This window comes from Pedobacter nototheniae (assembly GCF_032678625.1).
In the GTDB taxonomy this organism is placed as follows: domain Bacteria; phylum Bacteroidota; class Bacteroidia; order Sphingobacteriales; family Sphingobacteriaceae; genus Pedobacter; species Pedobacter nototheniae_A.
In genome coordinates this window covers 1-25038 of the sequence record NZ_JAVTSO010000005.1, presented here as the reverse complement: position 1 = coordinate 25038, position 25038 = coordinate 1, and the positions used below count along the sequence as shown (strand labels likewise).

At 37.8% G+C, this 25038-nt stretch carries 18 protein-coding genes; 12 read left to right on the top strand and 6 right to left on the bottom strand.

All coding sequences use genetic code 11. The features are described from left to right. Window positions 1-144 precede the first annotated feature (144 nt). Window positions 145-606 carry a hypothetical protein gene (locus R2Q77_RS14950; RefSeq protein WP_316804535.1) on the bottom strand — a complete coding sequence of 154 codons (462 nt, stop codon included), beginning with the start codon at window positions 604-606 and terminating at the stop codon, window positions 145-147. Between the two features lie 268 nt (window positions 607-874). On the opposite strand from R2Q77_RS14950, the gene R2Q77_RS14945 reads away from it, so the two are divergent. Further along, on the top strand, window positions 875-1219 hold the full coding sequence (locus R2Q77_RS14945) for a four-helix bundle copper-binding protein (protein WP_316804534.1): 345 nt from the start codon (window positions 875-877) through the stop codon (window positions 1217-1219). Window positions 1220-1274: 55 nt separating this feature from the next. Here the strand turns inward: R2Q77_RS14945 and R2Q77_RS14940 are convergent, their stop codons facing one another. Continuing rightward, entirely contained in the window at window positions 1275-2825 is a 1551-nt protein-coding gene (locus tag R2Q77_RS14940) for a trypsin-like peptidase domain-containing protein (RefSeq protein ID WP_316804533.1), read from the bottom strand. A gap of 247 nt (window positions 2826-3072) precedes the next feature. Here R2Q77_RS14940 and dapF point away from each other — a divergent pair, with 247 nt between their 5' ends. The 4 genes from dapF (at window position 3073) to R2Q77_RS14920 (ending at window position 10006) form a co-directional block, all read left to right on the top strand. Continuing rightward, a complete protein-coding gene (gene dapF, locus R2Q77_RS14935) occupies window positions 3073-3867 on the top strand; it encodes a diaminopimelate epimerase (protein ID WP_316804532.1) in 795 nt (264 codons plus the stop codon). 334 nt (window positions 3868-4201) lie between these two features. After that, complete coding sequence (locus R2Q77_RS14930) at window positions 4202-5371, top strand: efflux RND transporter periplasmic adaptor subunit (protein ID WP_316804531.1); 1170 nt, start codon at window positions 4202-4204, stop codon at window positions 5369-5371. Between the two features lie 45 nt (window positions 5372-5416). Next, window positions 5417-8593 carry an efflux RND transporter permease subunit gene (locus R2Q77_RS14925; RefSeq protein WP_316804530.1) on the top strand — a complete coding sequence of 1059 codons (3177 nt, stop codon included), beginning with the start codon at window positions 5417-5419 and terminating at the stop codon, window positions 8591-8593. A gap of 12 nt (window positions 8594-8605) precedes the next feature. After that, the gene (locus R2Q77_RS14920) at window positions 8606-10006 is read left to right on the top strand and encodes an efflux transporter outer membrane subunit (protein WP_316804529.1); all 1401 of its coding nucleotides are present in this window, start codon (window positions 8606-8608) and stop codon (window positions 10004-10006) included. A 69-nt stretch (window positions 10007-10075) separates the two neighbouring features. Here R2Q77_RS14920 and R2Q77_RS14915 read toward each other — a convergent pair whose 3' ends face one another. Together R2Q77_RS14915 and R2Q77_RS14910 are read right to left on the bottom strand one after the other, a co-directional pair. Beyond that, entirely contained in the window at window positions 10076-11023 is a 948-nt protein-coding gene (locus R2Q77_RS14915) for an EamA family transporter (RefSeq protein WP_316804528.1), read from the bottom strand. Between the two features lie 7 nt (window positions 11024-11030). After that, window positions 11031-11513, bottom strand: coding sequence for an Lrp/AsnC family transcriptional regulator (locus tag R2Q77_RS14910; protein ID WP_316804527.1), 483 nt, complete (start codon window positions 11511-11513; stop codon window positions 11031-11033). Window positions 11514-11784: 271 nt separating this feature from the next. Here R2Q77_RS14910 and R2Q77_RS14905 point away from each other — a divergent pair, with 271 nt between their 5' ends. Beyond that, window positions 11785-15321: a gliding motility-associated C-terminal domain-containing protein gene (locus tag R2Q77_RS14905; RefSeq protein ID WP_316804526.1), complete on the top strand. Its 3537-nt coding sequence runs from the start codon at window positions 11785-11787 to the stop codon at window positions 15319-15321. On the opposite strand, the gene R2Q77_RS14900 is transcribed toward R2Q77_RS14905, so the two are convergent. Further along, window positions 15318-16328 carry a type IX secretion system membrane protein PorP/SprF gene (locus tag R2Q77_RS14900; protein WP_316804525.1) on the bottom strand — a complete coding sequence of 337 codons (1011 nt, stop codon included), beginning with the start codon at window positions 16326-16328 and terminating at the stop codon, window positions 15318-15320. The genes R2Q77_RS14905 and R2Q77_RS14900 overlap by 4 nt on opposite strands. 256 nt (window positions 16329-16584) lie before the next feature. Between R2Q77_RS14900 and R2Q77_RS14895 the strand changes: the two genes are divergently transcribed. The 4 genes from R2Q77_RS14895 to R2Q77_RS14880 all read left to right on the top strand — a co-directional run bounded on the left by R2Q77_RS14895 (window position 16585) and on the right by R2Q77_RS14880 (window position 21449). Then, window positions 16585-19476 (top strand): DEAD/DEAH box helicase, encoded by a 2892-nt coding sequence (locus R2Q77_RS14895; RefSeq protein ID WP_316804524.1) that lies wholly within the window; start codon window positions 16585-16587, stop codon window positions 19474-19476. A 115-nt stretch (window positions 19477-19591) separates the two neighbouring features. Further along, window positions 19592-19903, top strand: a complete 312-nt coding sequence (locus R2Q77_RS14890) for a DUF2892 domain-containing protein (protein WP_316804523.1) — start codon at window positions 19592-19594, stop codon at window positions 19901-19903. A 66-nt stretch (window positions 19904-19969) separates the two neighbouring features. Then, window positions 19970-20752, top strand: coding sequence for a DUF1080 domain-containing protein (locus R2Q77_RS14885; RefSeq protein WP_316804522.1), 783 nt, complete (start codon window positions 19970-19972; stop codon window positions 20750-20752). 109 nt (window positions 20753-20861) lie between these two features. Continuing rightward, on the top strand, window positions 20862-21449 hold the full coding sequence (locus R2Q77_RS14880; RefSeq protein WP_316804521.1) for a TMEM175 family protein: 588 nt from the start codon (window positions 20862-20864) through the stop codon (window positions 21447-21449). 28 nt (window positions 21450-21477) lie between these two features. Here the strand turns inward: R2Q77_RS14880 and aat are convergent, their stop codons facing one another. After that, window positions 21478-22107: a leucyl/phenylalanyl-tRNA--protein transferase gene (gene aat / locus R2Q77_RS14875; protein ID WP_316804520.1), complete on the bottom strand. Its 630-nt coding sequence runs from the start codon at window positions 22105-22107 to the stop codon at window positions 21478-21480. 73 nt (window positions 22108-22180) lie between these two features. Here aat and R2Q77_RS14870 point away from each other — a divergent pair, with 73 nt between their 5' ends. Together R2Q77_RS14870 and R2Q77_RS14865 are read left to right on the top strand one after the other, a co-directional pair. Beyond that, window positions 22181-23608 (top strand): DUF1800 domain-containing protein, encoded by a 1428-nt coding sequence (locus R2Q77_RS14870; protein WP_316804519.1) that lies wholly within the window; start codon window positions 22181-22183, stop codon window positions 23606-23608. 33 nt (window positions 23609-23641) lie between these two features. Beyond that, window positions 23642-24841, top strand: coding sequence for a DUF1501 domain-containing protein (locus tag R2Q77_RS14865; RefSeq protein WP_316804518.1), 1200 nt, complete (start codon window positions 23642-23644; stop codon window positions 24839-24841). Window positions 24842-25038: the final 197 nt, after the last annotated feature.

Below are 25038 nucleotides of genomic sequence, written 5' to 3'. Positions count from 1 at the left end.
GATTATCGTAAAGCTGTGCGTAATACACAAAGCCAAAGAGCAAAAGCAATGAAAGGGCGTAAATAAATAGAATAAACAAATTAATGTTTTTAGGATACAATGGACACAGCAGTAGGTTACCAATTGCTTCCAAAAGGATAAGGCTTAATGGTAAACTAATTCAGTTACTTTTTCATAATTTACAATTAAATCTGCATTTATTTTAACCATAAAAGTTTCTCCATCATTCTTTTTAGAATCATAACTCAAGATGAGTAAATCGCCAATAATTTCGTGTAATATAAGCTTAGGGCTAACGTAGGTAATCGAAACCATATGACCGGCTTTATTTAGCAAATCTGATGCGCAGATATGAAGCTCGGCTAAATCAAATAATACCGGATGGTTATCTGTATCATTTAATACAGGCATCTCATGATCTAAGGCTTCGATGGTATTCATTACAGCATAGTTGAGCTTTTGGTGTAAGGAATTAGCCTTTTCATTGGCTGCACACATCTGGTTAAAAGTGTGCAGGTGCTGTCCTAAACTATAAGCTTTAGATTTTTTTTGAAATTCCTTATAACTATCGTGGTAAATTCTTCTTTCAAAATCTGTTTTGCACATAAAATTGAAATATTGTTTAGAGCTAAGGTTGATGTGAGCTAAAGCCATATGATTTGGTTTTTGTTGCTGATTCAAATAGGTAATAATTAAAAAAAGATTTTACAAAGTATCGGTAAACACGGATTATCAATCGGTAAATAACGAAGCTATAGCTTCAATATGAAAAACGCATGAATATGTTTAAACCTATAGATGTTATTTTTTTAAAACAGTTTAAAATGGGTAGCGTTAATTAATTAACAAAACATTTATAATTAAATAAAATGATATGGAACAACGTAATAATCAGGCATTAATCCAAACTTTATTGGATTGTGCATTGGCATGTGAATATTGTGCCTCTTCCTGCCTTGAAGAAGAGGATGTTAAAATGATGGCCGGCTGTATAAAATTAGATCGCGATTGTGCTGATCTTTGCCTGCAGGCCGCCCGTTTATTGCAAAGAAACTCGGTCATCGCCCATCAATATTTATTATTGTGTGAAGAGATTTGCCGGCAATGTGCGGAAGAATGCGGCAAACATGATCACGAACATTGCCAGGCTTGCGCTAAAGCATGTAAAACATGTGCAGATGCCTGTCATAAAAACCACCAGCCAATTCAGCAGGATTAAAATTTAAGGTAAAAAAAATGCCCCCAATATTGGAGGCATTTTTTTGATTTCTATGTTATTGCTGCTGTGCAGGAAAACTGAAGTTAAATGTTCCTTCAGGGCTCACACCAGACATGTAAATCATATTGTTTCTGGTTTGAGGAAGTGCCTTCTGAACATCTGCAACATTGTTTACCGGCTGACCGTTTACTTTAGTAATAATCAAGCCTTTTTCAACGCCTATATTATCAAAGGCCTTACCTGTAGTAACAGAGGTTACCACTACACCGTTGCTAATGCCATATTTAGATTTTTGAGCTGGACTTGCCGGAACAAAGCTGGCGCCCAATTTACTTACTTCTACCGTTTTTGGAGCGTTACTGGCTAAAACACCTGCATTTGGCTCACCCTTTAGGATTACTGTATAATCTTTTAAAGATCCATCTCTTAATACAGATAATTTAACTTTATCGCCAGGATTTAATCTTCCGATTTTTTCCTGTAAATCAGGAGAATCATAGATCACATTGCCATCTACTTTTTTAATAATATCACCTGATTTAATTCCTGCTGCTGCTGCACCGCCACCAGCAACTACGTCATTTACGTAAAGACCGTTAATCTCACTTGTTTTAATTTCAGATGGATTATCAGCACTTAAAGGCACGAAACTCACCCCAATATAACCTCTTTTTACAGAGCCATATTTCATAAAATCGTCTACAACTTTTCTGGCCAGGTTAATTGGAATGGCAAATCCATAACCCTGGTTGTAACCACTTTGAGAAGCTATTGCCGAGTTAATACCAATTAATTCACCATTTGCGTTTACCAATGCACCACCGCTGTTTCCTGGGTTAATCGCAGCATCTGTTTGAATAAACGATTCTATACTGGTATTTGCCGGGCGATCGGGTCTTTTACCCGTACGCTGATATTCTCTGTATTCTTCTTCAGTAATTTCGTTGCCTTGTTGTTCGCGGCCGATAATGCCGATGCTGCGGTTTTTTGCACTTACAATACCCGCAGTAACGGTGGTATTTAAATCTAAAGGAAAACCTACTGCCAAAACCCATTCTCCAACCTGAACATTGTCTGAGTTACCCATTTTTACAACCGGTAAACCCGTTGCACTAACTTTAATTAATGCTAAATCGGTGTTTGGATCACGCCCGATAACTTTCGCTTCAACTTTACGTCTGTCGGTTAATACCACTTCAACTTTTTCAGCATTTTCTACTACGTGGTTATTGGTAATAATATAACCATCCTGACTAATAATTACACCAGAACCCGATGCTGCTGAAGGCTGACGTTGCATTTGACGACCACCACCGCCAAAGAAATCATCAAACATATCAAACGGAGAAGATTGTGATTTTCCTTTGCCACTTGCGGCATAAGTTGTTTTTATATGCACTACACCCGGTGCAACCGCGGCAGATGCCTGTATGAAATCAACCTCACCTGATGAGGAGACTTTAAGTGGATTATTGGCAAAGTATAATTGTTGTTTTTCAGAAATTGTACTGCCCGCCTGGTTACGCTCAAAGAGCTTGTAACCACCTATTGCAGCTGCACCACCTATAAATGCAGCTAAAACTGTGATTCCTAATATTTTTTTCATGTGTCAAAAATTTTTATTTAGTATGGTCGCAAGAGCATCAAACTAATCTTTATTTAAGCAGGGATGCTCAGGCAATTATTATCTGCTTAAAATTTTTCTTTCGTAAGTTTATTCAAATTTAATACCATATAAACGATATTTGTGTACGAAAAGCGCGAGTTCTTTGTTAAAAAATGTTAAATCAAAAAACGAGGTTAACAAAGATGCTTTTTGCAATTCAAATATTACATTTAAAAATGAAGGTTTCATGAAAATTAATTTTTATAAATATCAAGGTGCAGGTAACGATTTTATTTTAATCGATCACAGGGCAAATCCTGTTAAAAACATCGATTACGACCTTGTTGCACAGCTTTGCCACCGTAGATTTGGTATTGGAGCTGATGGATTAATGTTTTTGCAGAACCATAAAGATTACGATTTTGAAATGCTTTATTTTAATGCCGACGGCAAACCGGGCAGCATGTGTGGTAACGGTGGAAGATGCATTGTTGCTTTTGCCAAACACCTGGGTATCATCGACAAAGAGACTGACTTTCTGGCTGTTGACGGACCACATCATGCCAGAATTTCAGAAAATGGAGAATGGGTCGACTTGCAAATGATTGATGTAAATACCATGAATAAAGATGGTGATGCTTTTGTGCTGAATACAGGTTCGCCGCACTACGTTGCCCTACAGAAAAACTTAAAGGACATAGATGTTTTCCACGCAGGGAAAAACATCCGCTACAATGATACTTACAAAGCCGAAGGAATTAATGTAAACTTTGTTGAGGACATGACCGATTATTTGTTTGTGCGCACCTACGAACGTGGCGTTGAAGATGAAACTTATGCCTGCGGAACCGGAGTTACAGCGGTAGCAATGGCGATGGCAAAACATAAAAATCAAACCGGGCATATTAAAACCGATGTTAAAGTTTTAGGTGGTGATATTAAGGTAGAATTTGATTACGATGGAACAACTTTTACAAATGTATTTTTGTGCGGCCCTGCCAAACTGGTTTTTGAAGGCGATGTTAATAACACCATTGAATAGACACGTAAAAAGCTACGATTCGAAATCCAATTATTAGGACATTAATGGCTACAAAAGGCCCTTTTAACAAGCTTTTAACATCTGTCGCAATTTATTTACACACAAAACTCGGGTAAATAAACTTTATTAAAACACTAAAAACCAGCATATTTAAGCGCAGTAAAGCTGTTTTTAATCAAAAAATAAATCAATCGATTGATTAAATGACAGAACTTCGACAGATTTATATTTTTTCAGGCTTTATTTTTGGGCGGTTATTGCGAAAATTCAAAACCTCATTTTTGAACTGGCAATTAACTTCCGGAAATTAAAATTTAAACACACAGAAATATCCATGAGAAAAGTAACAACTCTCTTTTTTAGCATAAGCATTGGTATGCTTTTAGCATCATGCGGAAACAATGATGCGGCAAAAAAGGCGGCTGCCGCAGCCGCTGCTGGTCCGCAAGCCTATCCAGTATTTGCAGTTAATGAACAGTCTACAACGCTTGATTCTGATTATCCCGCAACCATAGAAGGTATTCAAAATATAGATATCCGTCCTAAAGTAGATGGGTTTATCGAAAAAATTTATGTAGATGAGGGCGCTGTGGTTAAAAAAGGCCAGTTACTTTTTACCATTAACGCACCGCAATACGAACAAGAAGTAAGAACAGCAAGTGCTGCAATTAGTAGTGCCGAGGCCGACGTTAATGCTGCTCAATTACAGGTGAATAAAACAAAACCACTTGTAGACAAAGATATCATCAGTAAATATGAACTTGATGCAGCTCAGCTAACTTTACAAAGCAAAAAAGCGGCCTTAGCGCAGGCAAAAGCTTCATTGGCTAATGCAAAAGTAAATTTAGGGTATACTGCAATTACCAGTCCTGTTGATGGTGTGGTAGGAAGTTTACCTTTTAAAACAGGAAGTTTGGTAAGCAGCAGCAGCACACAGCCACTTACTACAGTATCAAACACCTCTAAAGTGTATGCATATTTCGCTTTAAATGAGAAAGATTTATTAGATTTTTCTAAGGTTTATAAAGGCGCAACACTTGCCCAGCAGATGAAAAACATTCCGCCGGTTAGCTTAGTACTTGCAGATGGAACCATATATGCAGAAAACGGCCGAATTGAATCTATTAATGGCCAGATTAATACCAGCACGGGATCAGCAAGCTTAAGAGCTACTTTTCCAAATCCCGTTTCTTTATTAAAAAGCGGCGCTAGTGCTTCGGTAAGAATTCCCCGCCATGTAGAAAACGCCATCTTGATTCCACAAAAATCAACCATTGATTTACAGGGTAAAAAGTTTGTATACGTTTTAGGCGATTCGGCTAAAGTGGTTAACACTGAGATTCAAATTATGAATTTAGCCAAAGGCAATTTCTACGTGGTTACCAAAGGCCTTAAAGTTGGCGATAAAGTGATACTGGAAGGTTTTCAATCTTTAAAAGACGGAACTAAAATTAAACCAGAAGAAAAAAGTGCCGATTCAGTTTACGCTGAAATAAAAAAATAACATTTAAATACTTACCGACTTCTTAGCCGGACGAAATTAGCATATATGTTTAAGAAATTTATAGAGAGACCGGTTTTATCAACGGTTATATCCATCATCATCGTTATTCTCGGTGTGTTAGGTTTAGCTACACTGCCAGTTTCGCAATATCCTGAAATTGCACCACCTACCGTTCAGGTATCAACGTCGTACCAGGGCGCCAATGCAGACGTGGTAATGAGTAGCGTTGTTGTTCCGCTTGAAGAGCAGATAAATGGTGTGGAAGACATGACTTACATGACTTCTACCGCAAGTAATGATGGTACCGCAACCATTACTGTAAACTTTAAACTGGGCACAAACCCAGATTTGGCTGCTGTAAACGTACAAAACAGGGTAGCAAGGGCAACAAGTTTACTTCCTGCAGAGGTTACAAAATCTGGGGTAATTACCGCTAAAAGACAAGCCAGTAACGTGCTTATTTTTGGTATTTACAGTGATGACCCTTCTTACGATCAGAAGTTTTTACAGAATTATGCCAACATTAACATCATTCCTCAAATTAAACGTATTAATGGTGTAGGTGATGCGAGTGCTTTTGGTACATTAGATTACACCATGCGCATCTGGTTAAAACCTGATGTAATGGCTACTTATGGTTTAGTGCCAAATGATGTGAGTGTAGCTTTAGCTGAACAAAACGTTGAAGCTGCTCCAGGTCAGTTTGGAGAGCAAGGCGGACAGGCTTTTCAATATACTTTAAAATATACAGGCCGTTTAAAAGATGAAACTGAATTTAGCAACATCATCATCAGAAGTGATGCAAACGGACAAGTTCTTCGCTTGAAAGATGTAGCCAGAATTGAGCTTGGTGCACAAAGTTATGCCAGTTCGGTTATGTTTAACGGTAAACCAGCATTAGGTATCGCCATTAACCAAACCGCAGGTTCAAATGCAAAGGAAGTAATCGAAAACTCGATTAAAACTTTAGATGATGCTTCTAAAACTTTCCCAAAAGGTGTTCATTATACCGCTTTGGTTAACGTAAATGATTTCCTGGATGCATCTATCGAAAAAGTAATCCATACTTTAATTGAAGCTTTTATCCTGGTTTTCCTGGTTGTGTTTATTTTCCTGCAGGATTTCCGTTCAACATTGATTCCGGCAATCAGTGTACCGGTGGCCATTATAGGTACCTTCTTCTTTTTGAGTTTATTTGGTTTTACCATTAACTTATTAACGTTGTTTGCCCTGGTGCTTGCCATTGGTATTGTGGTAGATGATGCCATCGTGGTCGTCGAGGCGGTTCATGCTAAACTCGATCATGGTTATAAGGATGCCAAAAAAGCAACCATTGATGCCATGGACGACATTAGTGGTGCCATTATTTCCATTACCTTGGTTATGGCAGCAGTATTCATTCCCGTGAGTTTTATCTCTGGTTCTTCCGGAGTATTCTACAAACAATTCGGTTTAACATTGGCCATTTCGATTATTTTATCGGCGATTAATGCCTTAACATTAAGCCCGGCTTTATGTGCTTTATTCTTAAAACCACATAAAGAAGAACACGAAATATCCAAAAATTTCCTGCAACGTTTTTATACCGCGTTTAATACTTCATTCGATGCTGTAACGGGTAAATATAAAAAGTCGGTAGGCTTCCTGTCGCGTAAAAAATGGATCGTTGGTTTAGGAATTGCGTTCTTCACCATAGTACTGGTTTGGACCATGAACACCACACCAAAAGGTTTTGTTCCAAATGAGGATTTGGGTACCATCATGTCTGATATTTCATTGCCTGCTTCAACTTCTCAGGAAGCAACCAATATAGTAATTGCAAAAATAGACAGTATTGCACACTCTATTCCGGAAATTAAAAACTCTTTAAGGGTTGTGGGTAGAAGTATGATCAGTGGATCGGGTAGTTCTTATGGTATGGTAATCGCCAGATTGTCTCCATGGAACGAACGTAAACGTGATGTTAAAGCGATCATTGGCGAATTATTTGCCAAAACAGCTGGCATTAAAGGCGCAAAAATTATTTTCTTTGCACCGCCAACCATCCAGGGTTTTGGTACCAGTGGTGGTTTCGAGTTTCAGCTACAGGATAAAACCGGTGGCGATATTAAAAAATTCAATGATGTTGGTAATGCCTTTTTAGCCGCATTAAGCAAGCGCCCTGAAATACAATATGCCTCCACATCTTTTAACCCTAATTTCCCTCAATACCAGATCGATGTAAATGTTGCTAAAGTAAAACAGGCAGGTCTAACGGTAAGCGATGTTTTAGGTGTTTTGCAAGGTTATTATGGTGGGGTTTATGCTTCAAACTTTAATAAATATGGTAAACAGTTCAGGGTAATGTATCAAGCCGATGCGAAGTATCGTGCCAACCAACAAAGTTTAACCAGAATTTATGTGCGTAATGCCAGCGGAACAATGGCGCCAATTTCTGAATTTATCAATTTAGAAAAGGTTTATGGTCCGCAAGCCATCTCGCGTTTTAACTTGTTTACTTCAATTGCCGTAACGGGTAACCCAAATGCAGGCTTTAGTTCTGGTGATGCGTTAAAAGCTGTACAGGAAGAAGCGGCGATCCATTTGCCAACAGGTTATGGATACGAATTCTCAGGTTTATCACGTGAGGAAATGAGCAGCGGAAGCCAAACCATTTTCATCTTTTTACTTTGCGTAATCTTTGTTTACTTTTTACTTTGTGCGCAATACGAAAGTTATATTTTACCATTGGCCGTTTTATTCTCTCTTCCAATTGGTTTAGCAGGTGTATTCGTATTTGATAAAATATTTGGTGTGGATAACAACATTTATACGCAGATTACCTTGATTATGCTTGTAGGTTTATTAGCCAAAAATGCCATTCTGATTGTAGAATATGCGGTAGACAGGCGCCGAAAAGGTATGAGCATTGTGAATGCCGCCATTGATGGGGCAACAGCTCGTTTACGTCCGATTTTGATGACTTCGTTTGCCTTTATCTTAGGTTTATTACCTTTAATGCTATCAACAGGTGTTGGAGCATCCGGAAATAAATCAATTGGTACCGGGGCCGTTGGAGGGATGTTAATTGGTACCATATTCGGTGTATTTGTAATTCCGGCCTTGTTTATCATCTTCCAAACTTTACAGGAAAAAGTAAGTAACAAATCTCCTTTTGATGAAGGTATAGACCGTGAACAAACAGCAGAAGAGTATCAGTTAGCGGTTAACCGTCAACATTAATTTTTAAAGAACATGACATTCAGATATAAGCATTCATTTTTAATCGGTTTTACGATACTTACCCTAAGTGCTTGCGTAACTCAAAAATACGATCGCCCTCAGGTAAAAAGCAATAACCTTTTTCGCGATCAAAACACAACAGATACAGCCACTATTGCTGATTTGCAATGGAAAAGTTTGTTTAGTGATACTACGCTCCAATCGTTGATACAACAAGGTATAAATGAAAATTTAGATCTTAAACAAGCCATTGAACGGATCAAAATTGCAGAAGCGACTTTACAACAAAGTCGTGCTGCACTTTTACCAAGTTTACAGGGCGATTTATCGGTAACAGATGCCAAGCAATCAAAAGCAGCCCTAAACTTTCCGGAAGGTGTAAATATTAATTTAGAAACCCAAACTTACAAAGCACAGCTTAGTACCAGTTGGGAAGCTGATATTTGGGGCAAACTAAGTAGCGCTAAACGTGGTGCTTATGCTTCTTTATTACAAAGTGATGCCGCTAAAAGAGCCGTGCAAACTCAATTAATTGCCAACATTGCCAATAGCTATTACAGCTTGCTGGCATTGGATAAACAATTGGCTATTACCGAGCAAACGATTAAAATCAGACAGACAGATGTAGAAACCATGAAAGCGCTAAAAGAAGGCGCAATTGTAAATGGTGCTGCTGTAGTGCAAAGTGAGGCTAATTTATATGCAGCACAGGTTACTTTGCCGGATTTAAAAAGAAGTATTAAAGAAACTGAAAATGCCTTAAGCATTTTATTGGCAAGAGGCCCTGGAAGTATCAATCGTACTTCATTAGATCAGCAAGTGCCTTTTACCAACTTACAAACAGGTGTATCCGCGCAGTTATTGCAAAATCGCCCGGATGTAATTGCTGCTGAATTGGGTTTCAGAGCTGCATTTGAAAATACAAACGTTGCTAAAACTTATTTTTATCCTGCTTTAACTTTAACAGCCAGCGGCGGTTTATCAAGCTTGCAGCTAAAAGATTTCTTCAGTAATTCTGTTTTTTACAACCTGGTAGGCGGTTTAACACAACCTATTTTTGCCAAAGGGCAAAATAAAGCTCGTTTAAAAACAGCACAAGCACAACAACAACAAGCCTTTTATACTTTCCAGCAAACACTTTTAACCGGTGGGCAGGAAGTATCCAATGCGTTGTATGCTTATCAAACTGCCGATGAGAAAGAAACAACCAGGACAAAACAGGTTGCATCCTTAACTAAAGCTGTTGATTTTACAAAAGAATTATTACGTTACAGTTCATCCACAAATTATACAGATGTTTTAACCTCTGAACAAAGTTTATTAACTGCTCAGTTAAGCAGTATTAATGATCGCTTACAGAAATTACAATCCATCGTAAATTTATACCGTGCATTAGGCGGTGGCTGGAAATAAGCAACAACAACCTTAAACCATAAAGGCATTCTGAAAAAATCAGGATGCCTTTATGGTTTCTAATGGGTTTTATTTAACGGCTACTACAGGTTGTTTAGCTTTACGGTATTTGGAAAAGTTAATCAGTAAAACACTTGCCAGGATTACAAATAAACCTCCGGCCTGTAGCCAAGAAATCTCTTCATTTGCGATGAGTACGCCCAATAATAATGCAATAACAGGATTTACATAAGCATAAGTGCTAACCTGGGTTGCCGTTTTTACCTTTAGTAACCATACATAGGCACTAAAAGCGACAATAGAACCGAAAATAATTAAATATACCAAAGAATACCAGGCTTCAGCCGGAACAGAAGAAACATCAAAATTTACAGGTTCTTTAGCGATTAAACTTACGGGGATAAATGCTAAACCAGCGATTAACATTTGCCAGGTTGTATTTACCGTTGCTGAATTTCCGCTGGCTTTATATTTAGAATAAAGTGAACCTCCGGCCCACATTACCGAGCCTAAAATAACAACACCCATGGCAGGAAGGTTTTCCGTACTTCCTCCTTTTAATGAGTGAGAAAACTGTTCTCCAAAAAGTAACAACACACCTAAAAAGCCTATAATTAAACCTAAAATGGTCGAGGTACTTTTAAAGTTAATTTTCCAGTGCGAAACATCAAGTAATACAAACCACACCGGGGCAGCCGATACTAAAATTGCTGCTACTGCACTTGGAACCATTTGTTCTGCCCAGATTAAACTTCCGTTTGCGCCAAAAAGAATCATTAATCCGCTAATACCCGATTGTTTAATGTCCTTAACCACCCAAACTTTTTCTCCCTTAATTAAACTCCAGGCCAGCATAATTAATCCGGCCGTAGTAAAACGGACAGCACCAAGCAAAAATGGCGGAATGCTGAGCACTGCAATGCGGATAAAGAAATAGGTAGAGCCCCATACAATATAAACCAATGCAAAGGCAATTATAACTTTTAAGGTTGATGGTTTTTGAGATGCAGTTGTCATGGTCGAATTATTTTTCAGGGATAACCAATTGTTGTTGTTCTTTTACCGTTTCCAAAACAATGGTTGTACGGGTGCTTAACATATTTGGGATTTTACTAAAATGAGTACGCATAATCTCCATAAGTGAAGCTGAATCATAAGTGCGGATTTTAACCAGGTAACAATCGTCTCCGGCGATATGATGTACTTCCTGTACCTCGGGGATTGCTGTTAAACCTGCCGTGATTTTTAAATCGCCGCCAGGCCCCGCATTAACTTTTATAAAAATAAACGCCAATAATTTTTGCTCCAGGGCAGCAGGGTTAATCCGGATAGTAAATTGCTGGATTGCATTTTTCTGTTCCAGCTTTTTTACCCGCTCCAATATTCCCGATGGCGCCATTCCAAGCTCACGTGCCAAATCAGCATTCGAAATCCGTGCATTATCCTGTAAAACTGATAATATCTGTAAATCGACCTTATCTAAAGAAAATTCGTTTCCTAAAATCATTCTGCAATGTATTAATAAAAATGAATAATATTCATAATAATAATTAATAAAATGAATAATAACCACAATATCGCTCATATAGTGATGCTATTTAACAATAGCCAATCCTTTAATCAGCTACCCAATCTCCTATAGGTTACTTTAATTACCATATTAAATTTCTAAGTACACTTCTTTGGGAAAGTCTTCAACAACCAGCCAAAAATGTTTTTCGCTTAAACTACTGGTCACTAAATAGTTTATTTGTATTTTGGCTCTATCAATTTCAAATATGCGCATCTCAAAATATTTATTGCTCTTTGCAGCATTACTATGCTTCAACACCTTATACGCTCAAACTTACATTGTAACCAGTAATGCAGATAGTGGTCCCGGAACCTTAAGAGAAGGCTTAACACAAGCTTCTGTAAGCACCAGAACCACTCCTTTTATTATTAATTTTCAGCTGCCAGGCAATCCAGCTGATCATGCCAACAGAACCATCCGGCTTAGAAGCGCTTTACCTATTGTAACTTCAAATGTGGTTATTGATGGTTCATCGCAAGCTGCCTGGCCGGCACTGGGCGTTTCGGGTGCCAAAGTTATTTTAGAACCTGAATATATAAATTCAACCTTTTCAGGTCTGGTGATCGGCCAGTATTCGGCTACCTCGATCCAAACCTCCGGAGTAGAAATTTACGGTTTATACATTCGAAATTTTGCTTCCATTACCAATCTTCAAAATGTAAATACCTCCCAGGGATCAGGTATTGTAATTGATTACCGGGCAAGCGACATTACCATTGGAAAACTGGGTAAAGGGAATGTTATTGGAGGCAACATAAATGGAATTCTGGTCCAGAATTCTTACTATTACACCAATAATACAGCTGCAAAAATTAAAATACAATCCAACCTCATTGGTGTAATTTATGATGGAATTACAGCAAATACCAATGTTACAGGCGTATCGGCAAGTTTATACGATTGTGCTCTTGATTTGGGTGGAGATAATGCCGGAGAAGGTAATGTGATTGCTGCAAACAAAATTAATGTAGATATTAAAAGATATTATTCTTCTACAACCCGCTTTGATATTAACATTATTAACAATAAAATTGGCGTTGATTATACCGGCGATAAAGATTTTCATGAACTACCAATTTTCCTTTCTTCATCTTCTTTAGAGATTTCGGGAATTAAAGTTGATGCAGCAAATTCAGCTCTTTACATTAGAAATAATGTTGTTGGCGGAAACCGTACTGTAGGAATTTCCATAGCAAATGCAGATTTTATTTTAACCGGAAATGCTGTTGGAGCCAGTGCCAACGGCAATATAGCCATGGGTAACGGCATTGGAATTAAGATTGAAACCAATGGAGGCGGAACCATTGGAGGGGCAACACCAGCAGAGACCAATATTATTGCCAATAACAATTATGGGATAGAAACGGTCTCGGGCAGACCGGTGAAAATTACCCGTAATAGTATGTTCTGCAACAGTAAATTTGGAATTGGTAAAACCCTGAGCATATTGCAACCCTACATCCAAATTTTAAAAAAGAGGGCTAACTACGTGGCTGGGCGTGCAACACCAAATTCGGAAGTAGAATTGTTTTTTTCTCAAAAATGCGGAGACCTCTGTGAAGGCAAAACATACATTGCCACCGTACAGGCTGGAAGCGATGGCAGATGGGAATACAATGGTGCTGTGGCTGGAAATGTAACAGCTACGGCCAGTTTATTGATTGCAACGACTTCGCCTTTTTCAACAGCAGAATTATTACCAAATGAGGCCATAGTTGAACCCGTTACCTGTAATGCCAACGGCTCTATTACTATTCCTGAACCACGCGAAGGCTTTACATTCAGCTGGTTTAAAATAGAAACTGACGGCAGTCGCGTACCCAAAGGCAATACACAAAGCATCACCGGACTGGATGTAGGTACCTACGAAGTAATTGTTGACGATGGCTGCAAACCTTTTTCAAGCGTTTTTATAATTAAGGATCAGAAGCTAACAAAACCGACGATTAACGCACCTACTCCAGCTTGTGGCCAAACTTCTTTTCCATTTAGTGCCGAGGTTTTAAGAGGCAAGGGTGTGATCTCCTATTCGTGGATTAATACTGTAACCAATGCCGTGGTAAGCAACGTCAATCCAACCAACCTACCTGAAGGTAATTATCTGGTTCGGGTTAAGGATGAGGCGGGCTGTACGCTTGATTCGGATCCGGTTGAAATTAAAAGAAAACCAAAACCTATAATTACCAGCACAACATCACCCATTTCGGCAACTTGCGGAGAAAAAAATGGTGCTGTAAAAGGCATAAGGATTACCGATGTTACCGGTACGGTTACTTATAAATGGGTAAAAAATGATCCAATAACTGGTATCCCGGGTACAACGAGTATTTCCGAAAATCTGGATTTAGTAGATGTGGAAACGGGAAGTTATACCCTTTATGTTTCTGATCAAGGGCAATGCTCGCCTACCACTTCTCAGCCTTTTTATGTTGGCATTATTAACAACATCGCCATTAGTGATGCAGGGTTAAACACCCCTACAACCTGCGATAATACTAATGGTGTTTTAGATTTTATCTCGATCGCAAATGCGGATACTTACGAATGGTTTGGTCCAAGCGGTGCAAGTTTAAAAAAAGGCAGCTATTCAAGTGGAACATCCTTGCGCATAACCAACCTTGCGCCAGGTTCTTATCGTTTACAGGCAACCAACAGCTTATCAGCTTGCGCTCCCATAAGTAAATCCTTTGTAGTTTTAGCCACACCAAAAACAGTATATGCCTATACCGCAACACCTAACAACACCACCTGCGAGCTGATTAATGGCAGTATTTTAATAAACTTTACCTCTGTTTTGCCTACAAGGTTCGAATGGAGAGATGAATCCGGAAATATCGTTCCAGGTAGTACCAGAACCACAACAAATATCCAACTTAAAAACATTCCGGCAGGTAATTATAGGATGTTTGCCTATGATGTAAACAACTGTGAAACTGTTTTCGGTCCATATACTATAAATGTTACCCCTAAACTTAGCATCGTTGCTAAAACAGGCACTTCAGTTGATGATGGCTGTACACTTCAGCGAGGCTCTATTAAAGGGGTAACCGTAAACGGTGGCATTCCGCCTTACGATTTTAAATGGTTAAATGAAGCTGGTGAAACCGTTCAGTCTACTCAAGACTTAATTAATGTAGGAGCCGGTGTTTATAGATTAAAAGTAACGGATAAAACAGATTGTGGCGTAGCGATAAGTGAAGAGTATACCGTTGTTGATAAACCTTTTAAACTGGCCACACCAATCGCCAATGATATTCGGGTTTGTTATGTATCCGACATTACCATACCAATTGTTGCACCGGAAGAAGGCACCTATCAATTATTTGAAACCCCAACAGATATAGCACCTTTGTACGAAAGTAATAAAGGCGTGTTTAACTTTAAAGTTAGCAAAACCGCCGATTATTACATCAGAAGAAAACTCGGTTCCTGTACCAGCGAATTTATAAAAGTACATGTTGAAGTTACCTTTGACAATTTGGAAATTACCAATATCATGACTCCAAACGGAGATGGATTGAATGATTATTGGGTGGTTAGAGGCTTACCCGATTATAAAGGGAACAGCATTAAAATTTATACCCGCGGTGGACAGTTGATATACGAATCAATAGGCAATTATACGAAACCTTTCGATGGACGTTTTAGAGGCGAAGAACTCCCTGCAGGTGTTTATTATTACGTAATTGATCTGCGGTCAGAGTGTAAGCCATTGGGTGGAAGCCTCACCCTTTTACGTTAAAACTGTCTGGAAGGACACCTCACTTCGTAACGGTTATTTAATAAAATACCCAAAACGATTTCGTGTGTTCCATTATTTACAGATCGTAATTTACTGGTGTTTATATCGTAAGAATAACTCAGGTTGACTAAAGAAGCGATGTTAAAACCAGCCAAAAGAGAAAATGAATCATTATTTCTAAAGCTACCACCCAACCAAAACTTATCCTGGTAAGCCAGTTTTAAATTCGCATCAAATGCAGCCGGAGAATTGGCCCAGTAACTAATCAAAGCAGATGGAATCATGGCAATATCCTCGTCCAGAAAAATTTTATACCCACCCGTTGCATAAAAGGCAGTACTTTGATAGGCTAAAGTTTTGACCTCATTGTTTTCAATTTTACTTCTCGAACCCATTAATTGTTTAGCCGAAGCACCCACAAAAAACCGTGGGCTATATAACCAAACACCAGCGCCTAAATCGGGCCTGATTCTGTTATTATAATCTGCCGAAAATAAAGGATCTGAAATCTCATCGGCCTTAATGCCTAAAGCATCAATACTTAAGGAATTAAAACCAGCCGAAACCCCTAATGATAAATTAATTTCGTTGGTTAAACCTAAATGATAGGCATAAGAGAGATTAACATTGGTTTGCCTCACTAAACCGGCCTTATCTGTCATGGCAATTAGTCCAACACCATGGTGAGGTTCGGCGGCTGAATAGCTGTTTACATAACTTCTGCTTAATGGATTTTCATTTGAGCCTGAAAATGAATTAACTGAGCTTCTTACAAAATCATCACCCAGTGCTGTGTGCATAGAAACATATTGTGTAGTGGGCGCACCTTCTAAACCCGACCATTGTTTCCGGTAACCCAATTTTAAATCTATATAGTTGTCTATACCCGATAATGCAGGGTTTAGTAAATAATTATTGAAAATATATTGTGTTGTACGTGGTGTTTCCTGGCCGTAACAAAATGTGTTAAGACCTAAAAACAAAATTATCGCAGAGAAAAATTTCATTTATGAGAGCGGTATTATTTGACCTGGCCATTTAGCCGATTTTTTGGTCAGCAGCCATTAATTCATTGCTAAGATAACAAGTTGCCGTTAATTAAAAATTTTTTATTTCAATACTTACCAGGCTGAAAATATGGGCCGTACTCAAAAAAAGAATATTATTTCAAAAAAAACCGTATTCCAATTCTAAAAAGCCCGATTATTTTGTAAGTTTAAAGTTTTTTAGAAGTATAACTTCTAAAAATTTTTAATCCCATTAATGTTACGCGTCGATAGTTCAAAAGCCTGTAAAGTTGTTTACTCATTGTGCAAACATGAGTATCTCGGCTATTTAATTGAGCCTCACGTAGTTCAGTTAAATCCACAGGGTGATTTTTCCTTTACGTACCAACGTATATTTACACATACCGCCCAGGAGTTTAAAGCATGTTTAACAGATATAGATTTAAAACTGATTCGGATTTTAGATGATATTGAACAGGACTCCCTGATTAAGAAATATTACAAAAAATTAATCCGCCCAACCGAGTTTTTCACAAAGATTTTTGACGCTAAATTTTACGATAGCGTAAGGCCAAAAATTGAGAAGAAACTTGCTGAAGCACTGGAACTGTTAAAGGTTAAAAACGAATTATATGTAATGGATAAGGATGGCTGGCCGGTTGAACGTAAAATTGAACTGGCTGCTGAACCGGCATCTATTCTTTTTCACTTTAGAAGAAACGAAACCGAAACCCGCTACTTTCCAACTATAAAATATCAAAACCTGCGCATTGAATTTATGTTCAAAGATGCGCAGATTATCAGCAATAAACCTGCCTGGCTATTATTAAACGACGTTCTATATTTTTTCGATCAGGATATTGAAGGTAAAAAATTACAGCCTTTTTTAGCTAAACGTTACATTGCAATTCCAAAAGCTACTGAAGCTACTTACTTTGAAAAATTTGTGGCCCCACTGATTGAAAAACACCATGTTTACGCAGAAGGGTTTGAAATCAGAACAGAACAATTTGAAGCCACTCCGGTAATAAAGGTTTTATATGTAGATGGCGGTCTATCTCAATTACAACTATACTTTAAATATGGAGAATATATTTTTCCGGTCGAAAATGCCCATCGTGTTACCGTTCGTTTAGAAAAAACACCAGATAATTACATCTTCCACCGGATTAAAAGGTCTGCTGACTGGGAAAAAAAACAATTTAACCTGTTGCTTTCCCTTGGCCTAAAAAAAACGAGTGCTTTATTTAGTAACCTCGAAGTAGCCGAAGAAGAAGAAAATCCAAGTTATGGTGCAATTAACTGGGTAAACGAACATATAGAAATTTTGGAAGCCGCTGGTTTTGAAATAGAACAAGCCACCGGGCAAAAGCGATTTGTTTTTGGAGCCAATAAAATCGATCTGGAAGTTAAAGAAGGGAATGATTGGTTTGATATCTATGCCACGGTATGGTTTGGAAAATATCAAATTCCTTTTCTTTCCTTAAAACAACACATTCTACATAAAAAACGAGAATTTTTACTGCCTGACGGAGAAGTAGCAATTATTCCTGATAAATGGTTTGCGCAATATGGCAGTTTATTTAGCTTGGCCGAAGCGGGCAAAACATTAAAATTAAAGAAACACCATATAGGACTGATTAACGACCTGGCAGAAGACAGTTTAGCGAATGTTACGCTTGAAAGAAAACTGCAACGCCTGTCTGATTTTGAGAATATTGAAGATACCCTGATGCCTGTTCATTTTAAAGGTAGTTTGCGCGACTATCAAAAGGCTGGTTATAATTGGTTTAGTTTTTTACGTGAATATAATTTTGGAGGCTGTTTGGCAGATGATATGGGTTTGGGTAAAACCATACAAACACTTGCCATGCTGCAAAAGGTTAAAGAAGACGATCAGTTACTGAAAGTCCAAACAACCTCTTTAATCATTATGCCTACTTCTTTAATCTACAACTGGTTAACAGAGGCTAAAAAATTTACGCCTAAACTTAAAATATTAGCGCATACAGGCACTAACCGAAATAAAGATGTGGCAAATTTTGCCAATTATGATATAGTAATTACCACTTATGGTGTAACCCGGGTTGATGTGGAAGAATTAAAGAATTTTTATTTTAATTACATCATTCTTGATGAAAGTCAGAACATAAAAAACCCGTCTTCAAAATCTTTTAAAGCAGTAAGAAGCTTAAAATCAAAACATAAATTAATTTTAAGTGGTACGCCGGTAGAAAATTCAGTTGGCGATTTATGGTCGCAGCTTACTTTTTTAAACCCGGGTTTATTGGGTACACAAGCCTTCTTTAATGAAGAATATGTACAGGCCATTGAAAAAAGGAAAGATGAAGATAAAGCCAGAAAACTTCAATCCATTATAAAACCTTTTGTTTTACGAAGAACAAAAGAGCAGGTTGCAGCCGAGTTGCCCCCTAAAACCGAGCAGGTTATTTATTGCGACATGAGCGAAGACCAGGCTGCTTATTACGAAAAAACAAAGTCTGCCTACCGCAATGATCTTTTACAGAGCATGGATGATGGTACTTTTGCCCAAAAGCAAGTGCAACTACTGCAAGGCTTAACGGCCTTACGCCAGCTGGCTAATCATCCGGTTATGATTGATGGCACATACATTTCGGATTCGGGAAAATTTGAAAATGTAATCCATACACTGGATAATGTGCTTAAAGGCGGGCATAAGGTACTGGTGTTTTCGCAATTTGTAAAACACCTCGATATTTTTAAAAAACACTTTGAAGCAGAGCATATTCCTTTTGCTTATTTAGATGGTGCAACAAGAAATCGTGGTGAAATCGTTTCCGAGTTTCAGCAAAATACAGAACTTAAAGTTTTCCTGATTTCGATAAAAGCTGGAGGTGTAGGTTTAAACTTAACACAGGCTGACTATGTTTTTATTCTTGATCCTTGGTGGAACCCGGCTGTAGAACAACAGGCTATTGACCGTACACATCGCATCGGACAAGATAAAAAGGTGTTCATTTATAAATTTATTGCGAAGGATACCGTTGAGGAAAAAATTCTGGCTTTACAAAATCGTAAAAAATCGTTGGCAAGCTCTTTAATTACAACAGAAGAAAGTTTCTTCAAATCTTTAAGCAAAGAAGATATTCGCGATATCCTGAATTAAACCGGCAAAAAACAGGTTCGAAATCAGCGCTTCTAAAAATTAATTTACCTATTCAATAAACATTTAAAACTCAATCGCTTCTGTTTTGTTATAGTTTAAATAAAAATCTACTATTATGACAAACCAAGAAATAAACACTGCTATTTCTAATGTAAAAGAAGCCTGGAAAAATCCTGATTTTTTTAATAATGTATCTAAATCAGAAAGGATTTTATCATCTGCAACTGGCGGTTATTTTTTATTTAAAGGAATAACATCGGTATTTTCTCATCCAATAATTGGTTTGGCAAGTGTTGCAATCGGAACCGGATTATTGTACAGGGCTATAACTGGTTATTGCCCTATAAAAGAGATTACGGAGAAAGAAGAAATTTTTGCTGATGAAGTTTTAGTTACAGAAACTTACGTTGTTGATGAATTGGCGTAATAAATTGAATACTAAATTTCCATTTCTTAATAAACTGGTTAACTTTATAAAAGTTAATCGACAATTATGAGTAAGTACGCATTATTATTTATCCCAACTTTATTTGCTATGCAAGCCTTAGCGCAGGATAAAAAGGTAGATCCCGCAACTGAAGCCGCTAAAACTGAAGTTTGGGAACCCGTTCCTAAAATTGTAACACCTGGTAATACTCCGCAGGATGCACCATCCGATGCCATTATTTTATTTAATGGCCGAAATCTGGATGCCTGGCATTCTGTTAAAGACCCTTCAAAACCTGCCGCTTGGACTATTGATGATGGGTTTTTTACTGTAAAAAAAGGAACCGGAAATATAGAAACCAATAAAAAATTTACCGATTACCAACTTCACCTGGAGTGGAAAATACCAACTAATATTACAGGCACAAGTCAGGCAAGAGGAAACAGTGGTTTATTTTTAGCTTCAACTGGCCCCGGAGATGATGGATATGAAATCCAGATTATGGATTCGTATAACAACAAAACCTACGTTAACGGCCAAACCGGAAGTGTATACAAACAAGGTATTCCTTTAGCAAATGCAAACAAAAAACCGGGAGAATGGCAATATTACGATGTCATCTGGAAAGCACCACGTTTTAATGAGGATGGCAGCGTAAAAACGCCGGCCTACGTAACCGTTTTTTTAAACGGAGTGTTGTTGCAAAATAATTTTGAACTAAAAGGCGAAACAAGATGGATTGGAGCACCTGAATATAAAAAGCATGGCGCTGCATCTATTAAATTGCAAGACCATGGAGACCCAAGCCCTGCAATTAGCTTCAAAAATATCTGGATCAGAGAACTTTAACAACAAAACAAATAGAGATCAAAACCCGTAACGCGCAATTCGTTATGGGTTTTGTTTTATAGAGAAATTAGCAGATATTGTAGCGGTTAATACATCAAAATAAATTGAAATGAATAAGGCAAGGTTAGAAGCTTTTAGTGATGGAGTAATAGCTATTATCATTACCATTATGGTGCTCGAAATTAAGGTTCCTGAAGGTGTGGATTTAGCAACGTTAAAGCCACTCATTCCAAAATTTATCAGTTATGTATTAAGTTTTATTTATGTAGGAATATACTGGAACAACCACCATCATTTATTACATGCCGTAAAAAGAATTAACGGTAAAATTTTGTGGGCCAATCTATTTTTTCTCTTTTGGCTTTCCTTATTTCCGGTTGCAGCAGGCTGGATGGGCGAAAACCATTTTGCTTTATGGCCTGTAATTGTTTACGGAATTGTACTTTTTCTGGCTGCAATTGGCTATACAATTTTAGTGGTGGTTATTAAAGGTAATGGGGAAAACTCGCTTATTGTAGAAGCCATTGGAAATGATGCTAAAGGTAAAATTTCCTTGCTCTTTTATCTTGCAGGCATCGGCCTCAGCTTTATAAGCCCATGGCTTGGTATTTTCATGTATTTTGTTGTAGCCTGCATATGGTTTATTCCCGACAAAAGAATCGAACATTTGTTTGAACAGGAAAGGTTGAAAGAATAATATATTTAGCCCGACTTTACACTGGGACTCAGGCTTTCAAAACACCCATATAATTTTCCCTGCTGATCATTTCAGCACCCATACTCATTAAATGATCATTAGGCAACTGGCAATCAATCAGATCAATATTTAGCTTACTTAAATAAATAAGTGCCGTTTTAGATGCGTTACTGACCAAACTAAACATACTTTCGCCACAAAAAACGCGGTTAATTTTTATTCCGTATAAGCCCCCAACCAACCTTTCATTTTCCCAAACCTCTATACTGTGTGCATATCCATTTTGATGTAAATTAAGATAAGCTTTCTGCATATCGTCAGTAATCCAGGTTCCATCCTGATCTTTTCGTATGGCATTTGCACAATTTTTTATTACCTCCTCAAATGCAGTATTAACCGTTACCTTAAAACTTTCCAGCTTCAAAATTTTACCCATACTTTTGCTGATCTTTATCTGTTCAGGATAAATTACGCACCGTTGGTGTGGCGAATACCATAAAATTGGTTCACCCTCACTAAACCATGGAAATATTCCGTTTGAGTAAGCTATTAGCAATCTTTCCAGGCTTAAATCGCCTCCAACAGCAAGTAAACCATCTTCCTCTGCCAGTGCCGGATCCGGAAAACCAGGGTCATCATCAAGTAGTTGAAAAAACATAGGCGAAAATAACAAACAAAACAAAGATTAAACCCTAACGTTTAATTAAAGTCATACTGTAAAATGTCCCAATATGAACTCGAAAGATAATTTCCTTAAAGTTAAGCATCTTTACAACAGGGCCGGCTTCGGCATATCATACCCCGATCTGCATAAATTGAGTAAAAAAAAACTCGACAAAGTGGTTGATGTCCTGCTTAAAGAACCAAAGCAAAATATTGACATCACTTTAATCGATACAATTGAATCCAAAAAGCAACTGCTGGAACAAGCAGGCTTGTATGCAAAAAAAGATCTTACAGACGATGAAAAAAAGCAGCGACAGGAAATTGTAAGATTGCAAAATGAAAAAAGCCGAGACCTCAATATCGCCTGGATTAACCAGATGATTAATACCGCCAACCCGTTAAGGGAAAAAATAACACTCTTTTGGCATGGGCATTTTGCCTGCCGTAGCAACAATCCGTTTTTTGCGCAACAACTAAATAACATACAAAGAGATCATGGCTTAGGCAGCTTTAAAACGCTTTTAGTTGAAGTTTCTAAGTCGCCGGCTATGTTGCAGTACCTCAATAACCAGCAGAATAGAAAAGGAAAGCCGAATGAGAATTTTGCCCGCGAACTTATGGAGCTTTTTACCTTGGGTAGAGGAAATTATACCGAGGAGGATATAAAAGAATCAGCACGCTCTTTTACAGGCTGGATGTACGATAAAGATGGCACTTTTATTTTCAGGCCAAACTTACATGATGCCAATACAAAAACCTTTTTTGGAAAAGTAGGCAATTTTCAGGGAGAAAACATTATTGACCTGATTTTAGAAAAACCAGAAACGGCTACATTTATTTCAAGAAAAATTTATAAGTTTTTTGTTAACGATACGCCTAATGAGAACCACGTTAAAGAATTAGCTGATCATTTTTATAATTCCAAATACGATATTGCGGAACTGATGAGAAAGATGTTTACCTCAGATTGGTTTTATAGTCCTGAAAACGTAGGCACTAAAATTAAATCGCCGGCAGAATTTTTAGTTGGTCTAAGTCGCGAATTTTATGTTACCTACAATAAACCACAGGTTCTAATCCAATTACAAAGCAGTTTAGGACAATATCTTTTTAATCCGCCCAACGTAGCCGGCTGGCCAGGCGGACAAAGCTGGATAGACAGCTCATCTCTAATGCTTCGCATGAGAATACCATCGCTTGTGCTTAATGATGGCGAGATTGATTTTAGCGGTAAGGCTGATCCCGAAGACGAAGCCATTATAGCTTTAAACAGAAGTACAAAACAAAACGTTGTTAAATCTTATGTAAATGCAAAAGCAGACTGGCCCAAGTTTTTAGAGACCTTTCCAAATGACTTTAAGCCTTTAGATTTAGCTGAATTTCTATTGCAACCAAAATTAAATGATAAAATTACCACTATGGTAGCCGATAATAAAGGATTGAGAAGCACAACAATCGAAGTAACCAGCATGCCCGAATATCAACTTTGCTAAGGCTAACCTTCAGCATGATTAATCATTAAAAAGATGAACAGAAGAAATTTTTTAAGAAATACAGGTTTCGTTGCTGCAGGCTCTCTATTTGTTCCTGCTTTTATGAAACCATTTGAAGCTATGGCTTTAGACGAATTAAGCTTGTATAAGAATTTAGTTGTTGTACAGTTATCAGGCGGCAATGATGGTTTGAATACGGTTATCCCTTTTGGAAACGACATTTATTATCAAAAACGTAAAGGCATTGCCATTAAGCCAGAAGACGTAATCAAGTTAAACGATATGCAAGGCCTAAATCCTAACATGGCAGCATTACAGGAAATTTACGACCAGGGCTGGATGACCGTTTTAAACGACGTAGGCTATCCAAATCCAGATCGGTCGCACTTTAGATCAATGGATATTTGGCAAACCGGAAGCGATAGTAATCAATTTTTATCTACCGGATGGATTGGTCGCTACCTTGACAGCAACTGCCAAACTTGTAAATTTCCATATACCGCTATAGAAGTCGACGATTCTTTATCTCTTGCATTAAAAGGGCAGACAAAAAAAGGAATTGCTTTAAAAGATCCGGCGGCGCTATTCAGAAACACAAACGATCCTTTCTTTAAAAATATGTTGCAAAATGATAAGGAGCACCTGGATGAGGATAATTTAGGTTACCTGTATAAAACCATGATAGAAACTTCATCCTCTGCCAGCTACATTCAAAATACGTCAAAGGTTTACCAGTCTAAATATACTTATCCAACATCGGGCTTTGCCAATCAGCTTAAAACCGTTTCAAAGTTTATATCATCCGGCTTAAAAACCAGGGTTTACTATGTTTCATTAAGCGGATTCGACACGCACGTAAATCAAAACCAGCAACAGGGCAATCTGCTTAAGCAATATAGCGAAGGTATGGCCGCCTTTTTAAAAGATTTAAAGAGCAATAATAAGCTGGATGATACTTTGGTTATCACCTTTTCTGAATTTGGCAGGCGCGTAGAGCAAAATGCGAGCAATGGTACCGATCATGGAACCGCGAATAACATGTTTGTTTTTGGAGGACGTTTAAAAAAACAAGGAATTTATAATTCAGCCCCAAATTTAGCTGATTTAGATACTGGAGATTTAAAATATCAGTTGGATTTCAGGCAGGTGTATGGAACCATTTTAGATAAATGGCTGGACGTTAATAATGCCGATATTCTAAATAAGAAGTTTAATAGTCTTGATTTTATTTGATTTAAACTTCTCGTAATGTTCTATTTTAATAAGGAAACGCGTGTTGGTGTTTCATGGCTGCTGTAGCCCTGCCCTTTCCTGCAATCTTTTTGGTTATTGATCTTTAACAGGATAGTTGTTACGCCAGCCAAAAAGGGTTTTCGTGAGGGTCAGGTTTAGCTTGCAACGGCCGGGTGTAGAGATGGAATTTCTGGCAA